Raw genomic sequence first — 15970 nt, 5'->3', positions numbered from 1 at the left:
CTCTGGAGCCTTTCTTCCCCACAACGCACGGAAATATAAACACTCTTCCGCAGCGGCATGTCGTCGGAGGTTTTAGGAAGACTGAGTGGTGGGCGACCCTGGAATCGAACCAGGCGTGCGTCTCCGCGAGGGAGTTACAGTCCCCTGCCACACCTTGCGGCCTGTCGCCCACACGCGGACCATAGCTTTGGCCTGCGCGGTCAGATATCGCCGTGGCAGCGATGGGTCAACACCAAAATCACTGCCTTCAGATGACACTTGTCATCTCGGGGCCTGCACCGCACAACCAAACCTGCAAGAAGGAGCGTACTGTTATGAAGAAGCCAATGTGGGTCGTCGAAAAGGAAAAGGCGCGCCGTCAGGCGGCTTCGGAGACGCTTTGGCTCTTTGGAATACACGCCGTGCGCGATGCCCTGGAAAACTCAAGCCGTGAAAAGCTGCGCTTGATCGTGACAAAAAACGCAGCTGACCGGTTGGGCGAGGCGATCCCTGCGTCGGGACTGACGCCGGAAATCGCTGATCCGCGCAAGTTTCCGGCTCCGATTGACCCTAGTTCGGTTCATCAGGGAGCGGCTTTGGAAGTGCGGCCGCTGAACTGGGGGGGCGTGCAGGAGCGACTGTCGGATGCCGGGCCGCGCGGCATTGCGCTGTGTCTAGATCGCGTAACTGACCCGCACAACGTTGGGGCAATATTGCGGTCGGCAGAAGTTTTTGGGGCCTCGGCGGTGATCGCGACCGCGCGCCATGCTGCGCCTGAAACCGGCGCTTTAGCCAAGACGGCCTCGGGCTCCCTTGAGCGGCAACCTTATCTGCGTGTGGCCAATCTGGCGGCCGCGATGGAGGAGCTACGGGAGATGGGATATTTGTTGATCGGGCTTGACGGCGCGGTGGAGACCCCATTGGAAACGGCTTTGGCAGTGGCTTCAGATCGGCCCGTCGCACTGGTCCTTGGGGCTGAGGGGCCGGGACTTCGCGAAAAAACGCGCGAGATCTGCGATGTGGTGGCTCATATCCCATTTGCTCGCGATTTTGGCTCGCTTAACGTCTCAAATGCTGCGGCGATTGCCCTATATGTTGCAGGACGTCGCTAAGGAGACCGAACCCGTGCCGCATTCGCAGAAGATCGCCACCTGCTGTTATTGCGGTTCGCGTGCGGCACTTTTTCTTGGAGGAGAAGACCGCCACGAGCTTGCCTGCTCGAACTGCTGTGCGCCGCTTCATGAGTTGAAGATGCTCAGGACAGATGCGCGGGGAGATCGCCGAGGATGTTTTTGAAGAGGTTTTTGACATTTTCGACTGGGATTTTGTAATAAATCTCATGCATTTGGAGCGGCGCGGTCACATGGGCGCGACATGACTTTCGGCGGTTCGACCGACTTTCCATCTTTGCTTAAACAGAACGCCGTAAAGGACCTTAGCAATGCTAAATAGACCCGCTTCTTCTGATCGCCGCCGCAACTGCAGTGCCGGCGACCGCCCTTCTGTCGCAATCTGCGGTCGCTGCTGAGCCACTGGTCAACGCAACAGGTGATATCGCGATCAACGGCTATGATCTCGTGGCCTATTTCACTGAAGGCAAGCCAGCTAGGGGTGTTCCCAGGTTATCCTAGCAATGGGACGGCGCGATGGTCCATTTCGCAAGTGCGGCCCACACGGAGATGTTTGATGCGGATCCTGAAGCGTTTGCGCCAAAATACGCCGGCTACTGCGCTTATGCGGTGTCGAAAAGCTATACGGCGTCGACTGATCCGGCGGTATGGACGATCTATGAGGTCCGTCTCTATTTTGATTACTCGCGGTCGGTGTGGGCACTTTGGAACTTGAAACGTGACGACCATATTGTGTCGGCAGATGCGAACTGGCCGCGCGTGCTGGAAGGCTAAAACGCCTCAGCGGAAGGTGATCACAACTTCGGGAAGCCGACTTCCTTCCGGGCCGCATGACCCCATGTGAATTACGCGGCGTGGGTCCGGAACACCTGCGCTCACTAACTGTCCCTCGTTCCGTGACTGGCGCCCGGTGCCTTGGCACCGGGCGTCTTTTTCAGTTGGCCAATGGTTTTAGATAATGATCCCTTCGGACGAACGCGTCGCACGCGCATTGCTGGAAACGCGGACCATCGCCCTTGTCGGGGCGTCGATGAAGCCCGCGCGCGCCAGTCATAGTGTTGGCAATTATTTGGCTTCGGTTGGCTATCGAGTGATCCCGGTGAATCCCTGGTATGTTGGCGAGATGCTGTTTGGTCAGACCGTGGTAGGGCGTTTGGCAGACATCAAAGAGGACGTGCATCTCGTTGATATATTTCGAAATTCCGCAGCTATTTTACCGGTGGTGACCGAGGCTGTTGCGACCCTGAAGGGCCTGCGAATCATCTGGATGCAACTTGATCTCCGCAATACCGAGGCACGGGAGTTGGCTGAACGCCAGGGTGTGACCGTGATTGAAGATCGCTGCACGGCGATCGAGCACCGCCGCCTTTTGGTCAATCCCAACAGCGCCTGAGATCAGCGGCGAGACGCTTTTTCCTCGATGCCGGAGGTGCCTTCACGGCGCTCAAGCTCGGCCAAAACATCAGCCAGTGACACATCGCGTGCCGCCAGCATGACAAGCAGGTGATACAGTACGTCAGCGGCTTCGGCCGTCAGACGTTCGCGGTCACCGCGGACCGCTTCGATAACGGCTTCGACGGCTTCTTCCCCAAACTTTTCTGCCGCTTTGTCAGGGCCTTGCGACAAGAGTTTTGCGGTCCACGAAGAGGCAGGGTCCGCACCTTTGCGGGTCTCGATGGTTGCGGCCAGTCTCTCGATTGCGCTCATGTCAGCCTCACGGGGATGCCGGCGGCGGCCATGTGGGCTTTGGCCTCGCCAATGGTGTAGTCGCCAAAGTGAAAGATCGAGGCGGCAAGGACAGCGCTGGCGCGGCCTTCGGTGACGCCTTCGACAAGATGGTCCAAAGTGCCCACACCGCCCGAAGCAATGACCGGCACCGGCACCGCGTCCGAGATCGCACGGGTAAGCGGTAGGTTAAAGCCCGCGCGGGTGCCGTCGCGGTCCATCGACGTTAACAGAATTTCGCCTGCGCCCTTGGCGACCACGGTTCGCGCAAAATCCACAGCATCTATTCCAGTGGCGCGGCGACCTCCGTGCGTGAAGATTTCCCAACGTCCCGGCGCGACGGTTTTCGCATCGATGGCGACCACAATGCATTGGCTGCCAAAGCGATTAGCGGCGCGTGAGACGACGCCTGGGTCGGCAACTGCCGCCGAGTTGAAGCTGACCTTGTCGGCTCCGGCGAGCAGAAGGTTGCGCACATCGTCCACCGTGCGCACTCCGCCACCGATGGTCAGTGGCATAAAGCACTTTTCGGCCGTGCGCGTGGCAAGATCATACATTGTCCCACGATTTTCGTGAGTTGCGTGAATATCCAGAAAGCAAAGCTCGTCCGCTCCGGCCTCATTGTATGCGATTGCGGCTTCAACCGGATCGCCCGCGTCGATGAGGTCAACGAAGTTCACACCTTTCACAACGCGGCCGTCGGCCACGTCGAGGCAGGGGATGATCCGTGTTTTCAACATGGGGCTGTCTTAGCGCAGAGGAGACTTGTTATCCAGCATCGTCAGAGCCTCCGCCAGATCAATTGCGCCATCGTATAATGCACGGCCCGAAATGGCGCCTGAGATCACGCCAGTAGCCTTCAATGCGCGCAAGTCTGCCATCGAGGAGACACCACCAGAGGCGATAATGGGAACATCAACGGCGCGGGCGAGGGCTTCGGTCGCAGGTAGGTTGGGGCCAGCCATAGCGCCGTCGCGGTTTATGTCGGTGTAGATGATCGCGGCGATTCCGGCGTCTTCGAATTTACGCGCGAGATCAGTCACTTGAATGTCGGTTTCTTCCGCCCACCCCCGAGTTGCAACGCGCCCCTCGCGTGCATCAAGTCCAACCGCAATCTGCCCCGGAAAGGCCTTTGCAGCATCCCGTACAAGGTCGGGGTCTTCGACAGCGACCGTGCCAAGGATCACGCGTGCTAGCCCTTTGGCCAGCCAGGCTTCAATCGTGGCCATATCGCGGATACCGCCGCCAAGCTGCGCCGGAACATCAAGCGCTGATAAGATCGCCTCGACAGCGTTCCCGTTCACGGGTTCTCCGGCAAATGCGCCATTCAAATCAACAAGGTGCACCCACTGCGCTCCGGCGTCCTGAAAGGCGCGGGCTTGCGCTGCGGGGTTGTCGCTAAAAACCGTTGCGGCGTCCATTTCACCTTTTAAAAGCCGGACGCATTGGCCGTCTTTGAGGTCTATGGCGGGGTAGAGGATCATCGGACATGCGCTCCGTTTTGAGGGTGGCGCTGTCATGCCCCGGCTTGACGCAAGGGGCAAGAGGCAAGGGACCGAACGTCACACCTGCCTGACGCCTCGCCACCTTGGCAGGCTCCCCGCAGTCAAGGGAGGACATCACATGAGACTTCGCGCCACTTTGGTTGTGATCGCCATTTTAATCGCGGTTCCGGCATTTGCTCAGGATGCCGTTCTTGGCACCCACAAAATCCAACCGGGCGATGAGGGGAACTTTGGACATGTTGAGATTTGCGCCTGTGAAACAAATGTTTGCGCGGTTATCCGCAAGGCGTTTGATGGATCAGGGGCCGAGATTGAAAGCGCCAATATCGGCAAGCAGATGATCTGGGATATGGAAGCGGACGGAGGCGGCGCCTATAGCGGCGGCAAGATCTGGGCTCCGCATCGCGACAAGGTTTACAGCTCGAAAATGGAGCTTTCAGGACCGATCCTTGAAGTTTAGGGCTGTGTATTTGGCATCTGCCGTGGACAGACCTGGACCCGCGTGAACTAGTTAGCGCGCAAGTAGCGCTTGTTTAGGTTTCAGCCCTAAGTGGATGAAAACAAGCGGTAACGCTATGTCGGTGCTAAGTCGGTGTAACGTCGGTGCATGCGTTCGCAGGCGCAAATGGTTAACGCAGCACCTAAGGGGCCCATGTCAGCCAGTTAGCAATCAGCCGCAGACCTGCGGACTGGCTTTTCTCGGGGTGAAATTGCGTGCCGACCATGGTGCCTGTGCCGACAATTGCGGTGATTGCGCCACCGTATTCGCAATGGGCCAAAAGCTGGTCTGGGTCAGCCACCTGCATCTGATAGGAATGAACGAAATAGGCGTGGTCGCCTGTGGCAATTCCAGCCAGCACCGGATGGGGCGTGTCGATCACCAGATCGTTCCATCCCATGTGTGGCACTTTTAGGGTCGGATCAGACGGCGCGATACGACCGACTTCACCGTCGATCCAGCCAAGACCGGTTGTCTCCTCGTATTCATGGCCTGCCTTAGCCATCAACTGCATGCCGACGCAAACCCCCAAAAAGGGCCGCGCCCGCACCTCGACAGCTTCAATCAATGCGTCATAAAGCCCGGTCTGTCCTTTAAGTTCGGACATACAAGCAGGGAACGCGCCGTCGCCAGGCAGGACGATGCGATCTGCGCGCGCAATGTCTTCGGCGCGATCCGACACAAGCACATCGCCCGCATCAACCTCGCGCGCCATGCGCTGAAAGGCTTTTTCGGCCGAATGAAGATTGCCGGCAGCATAGTCGATAAGGACGGTCAGCATGTCCTGTTTGTCTTTCTTCTTTGTTAAAATACTCCGGTGAGCGCGAGGGGTTGCCCCCTCGCGACATCGTCGAATTCAGAGCACACCTTTGGTCGAAGGCACATCGTCCGCCTTGCGCGGATCAACTTCGAGCGCATCGCGCAACGACCGCGCGACCGCTTTGAAGGCGGCTTCAGCAATGTGGTGACTGTTCAACCCGTGCAGAGCGTCCACATGCAGCGTGATGCCACCATGGGTCGCGAACGCCTGAAAAAACTCGCGCACCAGTTCAGTGTCAAAGCTGCCGATTTTCGCGGTCGGAAGGGCGACGTTCCACACAAGGTGGGGTCGGGCCGACAGATCAAGGGCTGCGCGCACAAGAGCGTCGTCCATTGGCAAAAGGCAGCTTCCGTAGCGACGGATGCCGCGCTTGTCGTCCATTGCTTGCGCAAGAGCCTGACCCAGCGCGATGCCGGTATCTTCAACTGTGTGGTGGTCGTCGATGTGCAGATCACCGCTTGCGCGGATTTTCATGTCAATCACCGCGTGGCGAGCAAGTTGGTCAAGCATGTGGTCGAAAAAGCCTACGCCGGTCTGGTTGTCGTAAGAGCCGGTGCCATCGAGGTTAATCTCGACGGTGATATCGGTTTCTGCGGTTTTTCGCGTGATGGTGGCGCTGCGCATGTCTGGCCTCTGGGGTTTTGGTTTGCGGGGCTTATAGGATGGTCGTGCGGTGTCGGAAAGGGGGCGCGAGGTTCTCGCTCATGGGCTGTTGTTTTTGATGCGCGGGCGCGCGCATGTTAAGCGGATCTCAGGAGGTCTGAACATGCGCAAAATCGCCTTATTCTTAGCTGTTCCCGCCGTGGCCTGTTTCCTGTCATCAGGCGCGACGGCCGAGCCGCTGACGTTGGAAGAATTCGGAAGCGTTCATTCTGAGGTGACTGCTGAGAAGGCCGCGTCAAAGCGCGCCCGAATAGTCGCATGTCTTCAAACCACACGAGAGCCACTTGGATGTATCGGAACGACGCTTAGGGTGTGTCAAGTTATGCTTGAGGCATGCAGCTATCAAGAGGCCGCTGCTTGGGAGCAGCTTGGCTTTGACATCTATCTGGAGTTGCGACGTGCGTTGGGCGGTCCGGACTGGATTGATGCGGCGCATCTTCGGCTTAGAGCAGAGATTGTCACGCAGTGCGACGCCGAAGCGGCCGCTGAGAATGAGCGTCTTATGCAGCGCGCGATACGTGCGGCCTGCTATTTACGCGGGGCTGCGGGCCGGACGTTGGATTTGCGATTTGCTTTGGTGGCGCCTTAAGCGCCGGATGCGTTGCACGAGTTCTGCACATTTCGTCGCGACCACTTGCACCAGTCTGATGGTAGGTCTGGTGAAGAGTAAGGCGGGTGGCCGGGGTGACACATCCCCTCGCGCCTCGGCACATCCGCAGATAAGCTGCCCGCGCGAGGAGAAGTGTTGAATGAATGACGCAACGATTTTGGTGGTCGATGATGACCCTCAGATCCGGGATGTTTTAAAGGTTGCATTAGAGCGCGCGAGTTTTCGTGTGAATTTGGCGCGTGATGGCATTGAAGGCCTGCGTGAGACCCAGGTGGGCGAGCCTGATCTTGCCATTCTGGATATTGGAATGCCGGAGATGGACGGGCTTGAATTGTGCCGTGCAATCCGGCGGGAATCCGAGGTTCCGATCCTGTTTCTGACGGCACGCGATGACGAGGTTGACCGTATTCTCGGGCTTGAAATGGGCGGCGATGACTATGTGACGAAGCCGTTTTCTCCGCGAGAGCTTGTGGCCCGTGTCCGTGCTATTTTGAAGCGCACGAAGGCTGTTGTGCCAAAGGCGCGGGCTTTGGTACGTGGACGTCTTTCGCTGTCGGCTGAGGCACATGTTTGTCGTGTAGACGGGGTGTCGGTTCAATTGACGGCGACGGAAATAGCGATCCTTTCGCGGCTGATGGCGCGGCCCGCTCAGGTGTTTTCGCGACCGAAGTTAGTAGATGCAATCTGGGGACCCGGCATGATGGTGTCGGATCGCACGCTTGATAGCCATTTGCGGAATTTGCGCACGAAGTTGGGCGATGCGGGGTTGGACGATGCGATTGATACGCTGCATGGCGTTGGATTGAGGATGGGCCCGTGCGGCGCAAACTGAGAGTAAAGTGGCGGCCGCCTTTGATGCTGGTCCTAGGCGGATCGTTGTTGGCCGTGCTGGTGTTGCCGGTGTTTGGCTTGGTAGTCGTAGACGTTCTGGCTCCGGGATTAAGTGCAGGGAGCGCGCTTTTGACCGTTGCGGTCGGGGCGTTCGGAGCGACTTTGGTGCTAGGCTGGCTGTTGTGGCGTTTGATCTTACGCCCAGTGCAAGGCTTGGCGCAGCGCGCTGAAGTGATCCGGGGTGGCGGCGTGGCCGAACCGATGGAGCACTACGGAACACCTGAAATTGGCGATCTGGGGCAAGCGGTGCTTGATATGGCCGAGGTTTTGCAAGCGCGCGAGTTGGCAGTGCGATCTTATGCGGACCACGTGACGCATGAGTTGAAAACACCTTTGACCGCCATTCGGGGCGCGGCCGAGTTGCTGGCGTCGGAAGAAAATATGTCGGCTGAGGCGCGCGGGCTGGTGTCTACGATTTCCCAAGCCGAAGCTCGCCTTGAGCGTCTTTTGGCGGCCGCGCGCGAGATCGCGGCGGCGCGCACGCCGATGCATCATGGCGAGACACTACTGCGGGCAGTGCCTTTGCCCGAAGCTGAGATCATCGTGGATGTCACGGGCGGCGATGTGGCGTTTCCTTTGTCGAGGACCGGTCTTGGCATCGTGCTGACGCATCTTGTGAACAACGCGGTGGCGTCCGGTGCGGGCCGCGTCTGGATTGAGGGACGGGCGTTTTCGGAGGGGGCTGCGCTGACGGTTTCGGATAATGGGCCGGGGATTTCGACGGGCAACCGCGACAAGTGCCTTGAGCCGTTTTTTACCACCCGCCGTGATGCAGGCGGCACGGGCATGGGGCTGGCGATTGTGCAGTCGCTGTTGTTGGCGCATGGCGGTGAGATTACGCTTGAGCCAAGCGACGCCGGGGCGCGGTTTCAGATTGTGTTTTGACAGTATTAACCCAAAAGTAACGGCATGTTACGCAATATACCAAATATCCTTTCACCCGATCTGCTTTGGACGCTTCAGGCGATGGGGCATGGTGACACGGATTGTTCCGGGGGACGCAAATTTCCGGTCCAGTCGATGGGGCTGCAATGCTACTGGATGGATGGAATATCGGCGACGGACGCGCTTGAGGCTGTGCTGACGTTGATGCCGCTGGATGCCTTCGTTCCAGACCCGGCGCTGGTGATGCAGATGGTCGAGGACACGTACGGCTTGCCACCCGTTGTGGGCGAATTTCAGCGAATCATCGACAGTGTTGCCGATCATCCCGCGCCGATTACCAAGGTGGAGAGGTTTGCGTTTTACGATTTGGCGCGCAAGGCGTTTGCCGCTGTGCAGACCGGCGAGTCGCGCCTTTACGGCAATATCATCCTGAAGAAAGGCGTGATCGCGCCGTGATCTCACGCTCGTTGGCGAACCGGTCGGTGCTGCGGTATAAAGCGACATGATAGACACCTCAAAACTGGGCGAACTGATCGTCTGCACCGAGTGTGATGCTCTGTATAAGGTGCGTCAGCCGGAGCGGGGGCAAGTCGCAGTTTGCGCGCGGTGTCACACGGTTTTGGCGGCTCCACGGGCGAAGGCGGCGTTGCAGATCGTCGCACTGGCTATAGCGACCATGATTTTGATCATCGGCGCGGCGGTATTTCCGTTTTTGCGGATCGAGGCGGGGGGAGTGGCGAATGCGGCGTCTGTTTTGGACATCGCCTATGCTTTTTCCAACGGTATCCTCACGGTTCTGGTGGTCGCGACAATTGCCATGATCCTTGCGATCCCGGCGCTGCGAGTGGGGCTCATAATTTATGTATTGGCGCCGATCATGCTGGATCGACCCGCCTTGCCGGGCGCGCGCGCGGCGTTTCGGGTGGCACAGAAAATGCGTCCCTGGGCGATGGCGGAAGTCTTTGCCATTGGCTGTGCGGTATCGCTGGTGAAGGTTGCGGGGCTGGCACAAGTCACCTTTGGGCCGGCGTTTTGGATGTTTGCCGTTCTGACGGTGCTCATTGTGATCCAGCAGAAGTTCATGTGTAGTTGGTCAGTATGGAACGCGTTGGCATCACAGACCCCGTCCTGACCGCCCGCGATGCGGGCTTGGTTGGCTGCCGTACCTGTGCGCGGGCTTGGCCAATGGGCACGGATGTCTGTCCGAACTGTGGGTCTCGTGTCGTTTCGCGGTCGCGCCGCAGCCTGCAACGGGTCTGGGCGTGGTGGTTGGCCGGTCTGATTTGCTATGTGCCTGCCAACATCTATCCAATGCTGGAAACGCGCACCTTGGTGCATACCGAAAGCTCGACGATTGTGGGCGGGGCCGTGGAATTAGCGGCGCATGGCTCATACGGGATTGCTTTGATTATCCTAGTGGCGAGCGTTGTGATCCCGGTCGGAAAATTTGTTAGCATCGCTTTTCTTGCTTTGAGTGTAAGGCGCATTTCGCGCGCGTCACCGCAAGCGCGCCATGGCACCTACGAGATTGTCGAATACATTGGCCGCTGGTCGATGATCGACGTCTTCGTGGTGGCTATTTTGTCCTCACTGGTGCAGCTAAACGCGGTAGCGGCCATTCAGCCCGGGCCTGCCAGTCTTGCGTTTGCTCTGTCGGTGATCTTCACCATGTTGTCGGCACAGGCGTTTGATCCGCGGATGATCTGGGACGGTATTGAAATTGATAAGGCGGGACGCGAGTGACGGACCAACCTCCAGAGATCCCTGTGCAGTCGGTGCGCCAGTCTTTGTTTGAGCGCGCGTCCGTGGTGTGGCTGGTGCCGATGGCCGCGCTTTTGGTGGCGCTGGGCGTGGCATGGCAGTCTTATTCGGATCGCGGACCGGTGATCGAAATTTCGTTCCAAAGCGCGGCCGGTATGTCACCCGGAGAGACGGTTTTGCGATATCGTGACGTCGACGTTGGCCTTGTCGAAGATGTGGCGTTTTCGGACAATCTGGATCGCGTGCTGGCGACAGTGCGGCTGGACAAAGACATCGCGTCTTTTGTCGATGCGGATGCGCAATTCTGGATCATCCGGCCTGAAGTGACGGCGCGTGGTGTGACGGGGCTCGATACGGTTTTAAGCGGCGTCTACATCGAAGGAGCTTGGGACGGCGAGCCGGATGGCCTTGTGGTGCGCCATGAGGCGCTGGGCGACCCCCCCTTGGCGGCGGGCGGTCAGGCAGGCTTGAGGATTATGCTCAATGCCAGTCCGGGTGCGGCACTAAGCGAGGGCGCGCCAATCCTTTACAAGGGCATAGAAGTTGGTCGCATTGGCAAGCCGGGGCTGTCTGACGACGGCGTGAACGCACAAGCCAACGCCATTGTTTTCGAGCCCTACGGTAAGATCATCACGACAGCGACACGGTTTTGGGACACGTCGGGGTTTACCTTTTCCATTGGTACGGGCGGGGCGGAGTTGGACTTCACATCCCTTGCGTCCCTGATCGGCGGCGGCGTGGCGTTTGAGACAATTGTCTCGGGTGGACGACCTGCCCTGGACGGTGCGGCATTTGGACTATTTGCCGATGAGGGGCGCGCACGGGCGAGCCTTTTCGATACAAGCGAGGGCACAAAATTAAATCTGACGGTCGTCTTTCGCGAAAACTTTAGCGGTTTGGCAGTCGGGGCTCCGGTCGAGTTGGAGGGCGTTCGGATCGGCGAAGTGTCCAGCATCCGCGGGATCGTGGACGAGGATCGTTTTGGCGACGACGCGGTTCGATTGCTGGCAACTTTGGCGCTTCTTCCCTCGCGGTTGTCGCTGGATGTCGCGGAGTTTGATGACCCTTTGGACTACTTTGAACAGCGCGTGGATGCGGGGCTGCGTGCGCGGCTTGTGACGGCCACAATTTTGACCGGCGGGCTGAAGGTTGAAATGATTGAGGTGCCGGATGCGCCGATTGAGCTGATGGACCTATCGGCGGAACCCTATCCGATTTTGCCCAGCGCACAGAGCGAGATATCGGATATGACGGCGACCGCTGAAGGCGTGTTTCAGCGGATAAACGCGCTGCCCATCGAGGAATTGCTAGTGAGCGCTATCGGGTTTCTGGATGCGGCCGAGACGCTTGTGGGCGGAGAAGATGTGCGACAGGTGCCGGGCGATGTGCGTGGGTTGATCGGCGATGTGCGCGGCTTGGTGGGCTCGCAGGAATTGCAGACTTTGCCGGCAGAGGTGTCGGCGCTGGTCGGAGAATTGCAGTTGGCAGCCGCCGACATGCGGATCGTTACGGCAAGTTTGAGCGAAGCCGATTTGGTGGCGCGATTGCAGGGCGCGGTCGATTCGGCGACGGCGGCTGCGACAGGGATTGAGATAAGCGTGGCGGGCGTGCCGGAGTTGCTGACATCCCTGACCGCGCTGTCAGATCGTGTGGCGTCATTGCCGGTTGAGACAATGATTGCACAGGTTAACGAGACGCTGGCCTCGGCGGAAATGCTGTTTGCGTCAAAAGACACACAGGCTTTGCCAGGGGCGTTAGCCACGGCGTTGGCCGAGGTCGAGGCAGCGATTTTGGAGTTGCGTGAAGGCGGTGCGGTTCGCAATCTGAATCAGACATTGGCGTCGGCGGAAACGGCGGCGGCGGCAATAGAGACGGCCGTTGCGGGATTGCCGTCCCTTGCCGTGCGCATCGAGACTTTGGTGGAGCGGGCTGAAAACACGCTGTCGGGTGTGGATCAGAATTCCGAGTTGAGCCGCGAGGCGCGTGCCTCTTTGCGCGACATCAGAAATGCGGCGAAGGCCTTTGAAAGCCTGAGCCGTGCGCTGGAGCGCCGCCCGAACTCAGTTATTATAGGACGTTGACATGAACCTCGGACGTTTGCCTTTTATTATCGCTTTTTCGTTGGCACTTGCAGCCTGTAGTTCAGGTGGAGAAGCCACACGCTTTTTGGGGCAGGCGGCGGTCCCTGCGGAACGGATCGGTATTCGGTACACGTCCGTATCGGTACGCGAGGTTTCTTTGCCGAGCTATGCTGCGGCCGAGTTTTTAGTGACGGAAACGGAGGATGGAAGGCTTGTGGAAAGCCCCGACACGCTTTGGGCTGATGATCAGGTGCGGGCCGTGACGCTTGGGCTTTCACAGGCATTAAGGACGATAACGCAGGCGCGTGTAGCGCCGGATCCCTGGCCGTTCAGAAGCGCTCCGGAAGCGACGGTGGATATCCGGGTCAATATCTTTGTGGCGCGGGCCAATGGGACGTTTATCGCGACGGGGCAATATTTTGTTGCGCCCGAAGATGAAGAACAGCCTGAGCGCGCACTGGGGTTTTCAATCTCTGTGCCCTATCTGGTGGCTGGCGGATACCGCGCGATTGCCGGTGCGCAATCGCGGGCGGTGACGGCGTTGGCCGAGCACGTTGCGCGTTATGGATTGCGCTAATTTCCGTGGCTGAAGCGGCGATTCTTTTGGCTGGCGGGGACGCGGAAGGCGCGGTTCTGGTTTGCACCGAGGGTTTGAGCTTTTGGGGCGGCGTTGATCCCGAAACAGGTATCATCATTGACGCGCATCATCCGCAGCATGGGGCCTGTGTGACCGGCAATGTTCTGATGATGCCGACCTCGCGCGGGTCGTGCAGTGGCAGCGGAGTTTTGCTTGAGTTAGCGTTGAACGGTCTTGCCCCGGCGGCTTTGGTTTTCTCGGATGATGAGGAAGTGCTGACGCTTGGGGCATTGGTGTCAGAGCGAATATTCGCGCGGCCCATAACAGTTTTGCGGCTTCAATCTGATGCCTACGCGGCGCTTGCGCGCAGCCGGCGGGCTGGACTTGTCGCCGGGCGGTTGAACGGGGATGGATTGCACTTGGCACTTGAACGGGCCGACGTCGAGCGGCTGGCGCTTACGGGCGCGGATCGCGCTGTACTGGACGGGGTGTCGGGGGCGGCGGCAAAGACGGCGATGGAGATTGTCTGTCTCATGGGCGTCGCACAAGGGGCTTCGGCTTTGATGGACGTCACGCGCGGGCATATTGATGGCTGTATTCTGGCGCATTCGGCCAACCTGATCTTCGCCGAGAAGATGGCACAGATGGGCGCGAAAGTGGCGATCCCGACAACGATCAATGCGATCTCGGTGGATCGCGAGAACTGGATTTCACAAGGCGTGGCAGAGGATTTTGGAAATCGTGCCAGTCGGTTGGCAGATGCCTATGTGCAGATGGGGGCGCGTCCGACGTTTACGTGCGCGCCTTATCTGCTTGAGGATCGCCCCCGGCGCGGCGAGTGCGTGGGTTGGTCTGAATCCAATGCGGTGATCTATGCAAATTCGGTGCTGGGTGCGCGCACGCCCAAGCATCCAGACTACCTTGATTTATGTATCGCGTTGACCGGGCGGGCAGCGGTTTCGGGCGTCTACACGAATTCGGGGAGGATGCCGCGGCGTATTGTTGAAGTTTCGGTGCCAGACGATGTGGATGATGCGTTCTGGCCTTTGCTTGGGTGGTTGACGGGGAAAGCGTCTGCGGGCCGGGTGCCGCTTTTGGTTGGTTTGGAAGACACCCGGCCCAGCGAGGACGACTTGAAGGCGCTTTGTGCGGCTTTTGGCACGACCGCGGGCGCGCCGATGTTGCATATTCGGGGCGTTACACCGGAGGGGGCAATTTCGCCCGCGCCAGATGCAGACGTAGTGAGGCTGGGCGCGGTAGATTTCGGGAATGCTTGGCGGGAATTGAACGCGGGCGAAGAGGCGGTGGAGTTAGTGGCAATCGGGTCTCCGCACGCGTCCCTTTCCGAGGTACGCGCGTTGGCCGATCTGCTTAAGGGTCGCGCGATTTTGGAGGGTGTTGATGCTATCGTAACCATCGGACGAGAGGTTCTTGCGGCGGCCCGCGATGCGGGTATCGTCGACGGTCTGGAAAATCAAGGCGTGCAGTTTTTGCCTGACATTTGCTGGTGCTCGATCACTGAGCCGCTGTTTCCGGCGAACACGAAAGTCCTGATGACGAATTCTGGCAAATATGCGCATTACGCCTTCGGTCTTTCGGGCCGCAAAGTGCGGTTTGGAGGCCTTCAGGCATGCGCTGAGGCAGCTGTGACAGGGCGGGTTTCGGCCAAATTGCCGGGCTGGATTACGTCGTAGCCTTCGCGATCATCTCTTTGTAAAGCGCGCGGATGCGGTCAAGGACGGGGCCACGGCCTCCGTTTTCGCCGATGGGTTTTCCGTCAATTTCCGCAACCGGGGTTTGTGCGCCGAAGGTGCCTGTAAGGAAGGCCTCGTCCGCGCCGTAGGCATCCACAAGCGAGAAGTTCCGTTCAAAAACAGGAATATCATTGATGTAACACAGGTCGATGACCTTTTGACGCGTCACTCCGTTCATGCAGTAGTCCCCGGTCGAAGTCCAAACAGCCCCTTTGCGGACGATGAAAAAGTTGCAGGCGTTGGTGGTGTTCACAAAGCCATGCGGGTCAAGCATGAGGCCTTCGTCGGCGCCCGCTTGTTCGGCCTGAAGGCAGGCGATGACGCAATTCAGTTTCGAATGGCTGTTGTATTTGGCATCCTGACTCATCGGCAGTCCGCGCACCTGCGGGACTGTCGCAAGGCGGATGCCTTTGGCTTGTACCGTTTCCGCCGGTTTGGAGTGTTCGATGATGATGACGACGGTCGGGCCTGTGCGGCTCAGCGACGGGTGTTGGAAGGGCTTCACCTTGACACCGCGTGTGACCATCAGGCGGCAATGCGCGTTCGAGGTCATGATGTTGGCTTTCGCCGTCATCTGAAGCGCGTCGTGGATGTCTGCGCGCGTCATTCCGATGTCGAGAGAGACGGCTTTGCAAGAGTCAAAAAGGCGATCCATGTGCTCGTCGAAAAAAGCCCATGTGCCGTTGTAAAGCCGCAGGCCTTCCCACATTCCATCCCCTAGCATGAAGCCGCTGTCGTAGACGGACACCATCGCTTCCGAGCGGTGTTTCAGGGTGCCGTTTACGTAAATCTGGATGTCCTGATTGCGAACATCTTCTTCGGCGTCGTGGGTCGTTTTGCGGGACGTTTGGTGGGGCATATGGAGCAACTTTCAACAAGTGATGGTTTAGGATACCGGGGTCGAAACCGCTTGGATAGTGGGTCTGTGGTTGAGCGCGCGATTTGCGCCCTAGTCCCGTGATTCAGTCAATTTGCGGGTATAGGTGCAGGAGCTTTGTTCTGGCATCCTCAGTAGTGAAGTGCCATTTGGTTTTTGTCTGTGCGTTGTTTCGGTTTTGGAACCAGGCAGTGACTTCGGTTTCCAACGATG

General features: G+C 58.7%; 18 protein-coding genes, 1 tRNA gene and 2 pseudogenes. 13 read left to right on the top strand and 8 right to left on the bottom strand.

Features of this window, described 5'->3' with window-relative positions; all coding sequences use genetic code 11:
* Positions 1-86: 86 nt before the first annotated feature.
* Positions 87-170: transfer RNA gene (locus Q1B15_RS12940), tRNA-Tyr, on the bottom strand.
* A 144-nt stretch (positions 171-314) separates the two neighbouring features.
* Between Q1B15_RS12940 and rlmB the strand changes: the two genes are divergently transcribed.
* From rlmB to Q1B15_RS12925, 3 genes and pseudogenes are all read left to right on the top strand, one after another.
* The gene (gene rlmB, locus Q1B15_RS12935; protein WP_299754187.1) at positions 315-1091 is read left to right on the top strand and encodes a 23S rRNA (guanosine(2251)-2'-O)-methyltransferase RlmB; all 777 of its coding nucleotides are present in this window, start codon (positions 315-317) and stop codon (positions 1089-1091) included.
* 531 nt (positions 1092-1622) lie between these two features.
* Positions 1623-1883 (top strand): annotated as a pseudogene (locus tag Q1B15_RS12930) (YHS domain-containing (seleno)protein); the annotation flags it as partial.
* Positions 1884-2067: 184 nt separating this feature from the next.
* A complete protein-coding gene (locus Q1B15_RS12925; RefSeq protein ID WP_299754185.1) occupies positions 2068-2502 on the top strand; it encodes a CoA-binding protein in 435 nt (144 codons plus the stop codon).
* 2 nt (positions 2503-2504) lie between these two features.
* On the opposite strand, the gene Q1B15_RS12920 is transcribed toward Q1B15_RS12925, so the two are convergent.
* From Q1B15_RS12920 to hisA, 3 genes are read right to left on the bottom strand one after another with little or no spacing between them, the layout of a single operon-like run.
* Positions 2505-2816, bottom strand: coding sequence for a phosphoribosyl-ATP diphosphatase (locus Q1B15_RS12920; protein ID WP_299754183.1), 312 nt, complete (start codon positions 2814-2816; stop codon positions 2505-2507).
* Positions 2813-3574: an imidazole glycerol phosphate synthase subunit HisF gene (hisF, locus tag Q1B15_RS12915; protein ID WP_299754181.1), complete on the bottom strand. Its 762-nt coding sequence runs from the start codon at positions 3572-3574 to the stop codon at positions 2813-2815. Before hisF ends, Q1B15_RS12920 begins: the two co-directional genes overlap by 4 nt.
* A 9-nt stretch (positions 3575-3583) precedes the next feature.
* Complete coding sequence (gene hisA, locus Q1B15_RS12910; RefSeq protein WP_299754179.1) at positions 3584-4318, bottom strand: 1-(5-phosphoribosyl)-5-[(5-phosphoribosylamino)methylideneamino]imidazole-4-carboxamide isomerase; 735 nt, start codon at positions 4316-4318, stop codon at positions 3584-3586.
* Positions 4319-4457: 139 nt separating this feature from the next.
* Between hisA and Q1B15_RS12905 the strand changes: the two genes are divergently transcribed.
* Positions 4458-4799 (top strand): DUF2147 domain-containing protein, encoded by a 342-nt coding sequence (locus Q1B15_RS12905; RefSeq protein ID WP_299754177.1) that lies wholly within the window; start codon positions 4458-4460, stop codon positions 4797-4799.
* A 181-nt stretch (positions 4800-4980) separates the two neighbouring features.
* On the opposite strand, the gene hisH is transcribed toward Q1B15_RS12905, so the two are convergent.
* Positions 4981-5619, bottom strand: coding sequence for an imidazole glycerol phosphate synthase subunit HisH (gene hisH / locus Q1B15_RS12900; RefSeq protein WP_299754175.1), 639 nt, complete (start codon positions 5617-5619; stop codon positions 4981-4983).
* A gap of 75 nt (positions 5620-5694) precedes the next feature.
* Positions 5695-6282, bottom strand: a complete 588-nt coding sequence (hisB, locus tag Q1B15_RS12895; RefSeq protein WP_299754173.1) for an imidazoleglycerol-phosphate dehydratase HisB — start codon at positions 6280-6282, stop codon at positions 5695-5697.
* Positions 6283-6424: 142 nt separating this feature from the next.
* Between hisB and Q1B15_RS12890 the strand changes: the two genes are divergently transcribed.
* The 9 genes from Q1B15_RS12890 to Q1B15_RS12850 all read left to right on the top strand — a co-directional run bounded on the left by Q1B15_RS12890 (position 6425) and on the right by Q1B15_RS12850 (position 14820).
* Positions 6425-6910, top strand: a complete 486-nt coding sequence (locus Q1B15_RS12890) for a hypothetical protein (RefSeq protein WP_299754171.1) — start codon at positions 6425-6427, stop codon at positions 6908-6910.
* 160 nt (positions 6911-7070) lie between these two features.
* Positions 7071-7763, top strand: coding sequence for a response regulator transcription factor (locus tag Q1B15_RS12885; protein WP_299754169.1), 693 nt, complete (start codon positions 7071-7073; stop codon positions 7761-7763).
* On the top strand, positions 7748-8707 hold the full coding sequence (locus tag Q1B15_RS12880) for a HAMP domain-containing sensor histidine kinase (protein ID WP_299754167.1): 960 nt from the start codon (positions 7748-7750) through the stop codon (positions 8705-8707). The genes Q1B15_RS12885 and Q1B15_RS12880 overlap by 16 nt, the downstream gene beginning before the upstream one ends.
* A gap of 24 nt (positions 8708-8731) precedes the next feature.
* Positions 8732-9163 (top strand): RbsD/FucU domain-containing protein, encoded by a 432-nt coding sequence (locus tag Q1B15_RS12875; RefSeq protein ID WP_299754165.1) that lies wholly within the window; start codon positions 8732-8734, stop codon positions 9161-9163.
* A 46-nt stretch (positions 9164-9209) separates the two neighbouring features.
* Complete coding sequence (locus Q1B15_RS12870) at positions 9210-9839, top strand: paraquat-inducible protein A (RefSeq protein ID WP_299754163.1); 630 nt, start codon at positions 9210-9212, stop codon at positions 9837-9839.
* On the top strand, positions 9806-10450 hold the full coding sequence (locus Q1B15_RS12865; protein ID WP_299754161.1) for a paraquat-inducible protein A: 645 nt from the start codon (positions 9806-9808) through the stop codon (positions 10448-10450). The genes Q1B15_RS12870 and Q1B15_RS12865 overlap by 34 nt, the downstream gene beginning before the upstream one ends.
* Positions 10447-12549 (top strand): MlaD family protein, encoded by a 2103-nt coding sequence (locus Q1B15_RS12860; RefSeq protein ID WP_299754159.1) that lies wholly within the window; start codon positions 10447-10449, stop codon positions 12547-12549. The genes Q1B15_RS12865 and Q1B15_RS12860 overlap by 4 nt, the downstream gene beginning before the upstream one ends.
* Before the next feature lies 1 nt (position 12550).
* A complete protein-coding gene (locus Q1B15_RS12855; RefSeq protein WP_299754157.1) occupies positions 12551-13126 on the top strand; it encodes an ABC-type transport auxiliary lipoprotein family protein in 576 nt (191 codons plus the stop codon).
* 5 nt (positions 13127-13131) lie between these two features.
* Positions 13132-14820: an aconitase family protein gene (locus tag Q1B15_RS12850; RefSeq protein ID WP_299754155.1), complete on the top strand. Its 1689-nt coding sequence runs from the start codon at positions 13132-13134 to the stop codon at positions 14818-14820.
* Here Q1B15_RS12850 and Q1B15_RS12845 read toward each other — a convergent pair.
* Positions 14810-15739 carry an aminotransferase class IV gene (locus Q1B15_RS12845; protein ID WP_299754153.1) on the bottom strand — a complete coding sequence of 310 codons (930 nt, stop codon included), beginning with the start codon at positions 15737-15739 and terminating at the stop codon, positions 14810-14812. The genes Q1B15_RS12850 and Q1B15_RS12845 overlap by 11 nt on opposite strands.
* 103 nt (positions 15740-15842) lie before the next feature.
* Positions 15843-15970, bottom strand: a pseudogene (locus Q1B15_RS12840) (IS630 family transposase); the annotation flags it as partial.

This window comes from uncultured Boseongicola sp., assembly GCF_937988555.1.
Taxonomy (GTDB): Bacteria; Pseudomonadota; Alphaproteobacteria; order Rhodobacterales; family Rhodobacteraceae; genus Boseongicola.
The sequence above is the reverse complement of the archived record's forward strand: the minus strand, read 5'-3'. Positions and strand labels throughout refer to the sequence as shown.

Excerpts from the sequence above, each read along its gene's own strand:
- hisA (WP_299754179.1), bottom strand. The coding sequence starts at position 4,318 with ATGATCCTCTACCCCGCCATAGACCTCAAAGACGGCCAATGCGTCCGG.
- Q1B15_RS12890 (WP_299754171.1), top strand. The coding sequence starts at position 6,425 with ATGCGCAAAATCGCCTTATTCTTAGCTGTTCCCGCCGTGGCCTGTTTC.
- Q1B15_RS12905 (WP_299754177.1), top strand. The coding sequence starts at position 4,458 with ATGAGACTTCGCGCCACTTTGGTTGTGATCGCCATTTTAATCGCGGTT.
- Q1B15_RS12855 (WP_299754157.1), top strand. The coding sequence starts at position 12,551 with ATGAACCTCGGACGTTTGCCTTTTATTATCGCTTTTTCGTTGGCACTT.
- hisB (WP_299754173.1), bottom strand. The coding sequence starts at position 6,282 with ATGCGCAGCGCCACCATCACGCGAAAAACCGCAGAAACCGATATCACC.
- Q1B15_RS12875 (WP_299754165.1), top strand. The coding sequence starts at position 8,732 with ATGTTACGCAATATACCAAATATCCTTTCACCCGATCTGCTTTGGACG.
- rlmB (WP_299754187.1), top strand. The coding sequence starts at position 315 with ATGAAGAAGCCAATGTGGGTCGTCGAAAAGGAAAAGGCGCGCCGTCAG.
- hisF (WP_299754181.1), bottom strand. The coding sequence starts at position 3,574 with ATGTTGAAAACACGGATCATCCCCTGCCTCGACGTGGCCGACGGCCGC.
- Q1B15_RS12845 (WP_299754153.1), bottom strand. The coding sequence starts at position 15,739 with ATGCCCCACCAAACGTCCCGCAAAACGACCCACGACGCCGAAGAAGAT.
- hisH (WP_299754175.1), bottom strand. The coding sequence starts at position 5,619 with ATGCTGACCGTCCTTATCGACTATGCTGCCGGCAATCTTCATTCGGCC.
- Q1B15_RS12925 (WP_299754185.1), top strand. The coding sequence starts at position 2,068 with ATGATCCCTTCGGACGAACGCGTCGCACGCGCATTGCTGGAAACGCGG.
- Q1B15_RS12865 (WP_299754161.1), top strand. The coding sequence starts at position 9,806 with ATGGAACGCGTTGGCATCACAGACCCCGTCCTGACCGCCCGCGATGCG.
- Q1B15_RS12885 (WP_299754169.1), top strand. The coding sequence starts at position 7,071 with ATGAATGACGCAACGATTTTGGTGGTCGATGATGACCCTCAGATCCGG.
- Q1B15_RS12870 (WP_299754163.1), top strand. The coding sequence starts at position 9,210 with ATGATAGACACCTCAAAACTGGGCGAACTGATCGTCTGCACCGAGTGT.
- Q1B15_RS12920 (WP_299754183.1), bottom strand. The coding sequence starts at position 2,816 with ATGAGCGCAATCGAGAGACTGGCCGCAACCATCGAGACCCGCAAAGGT.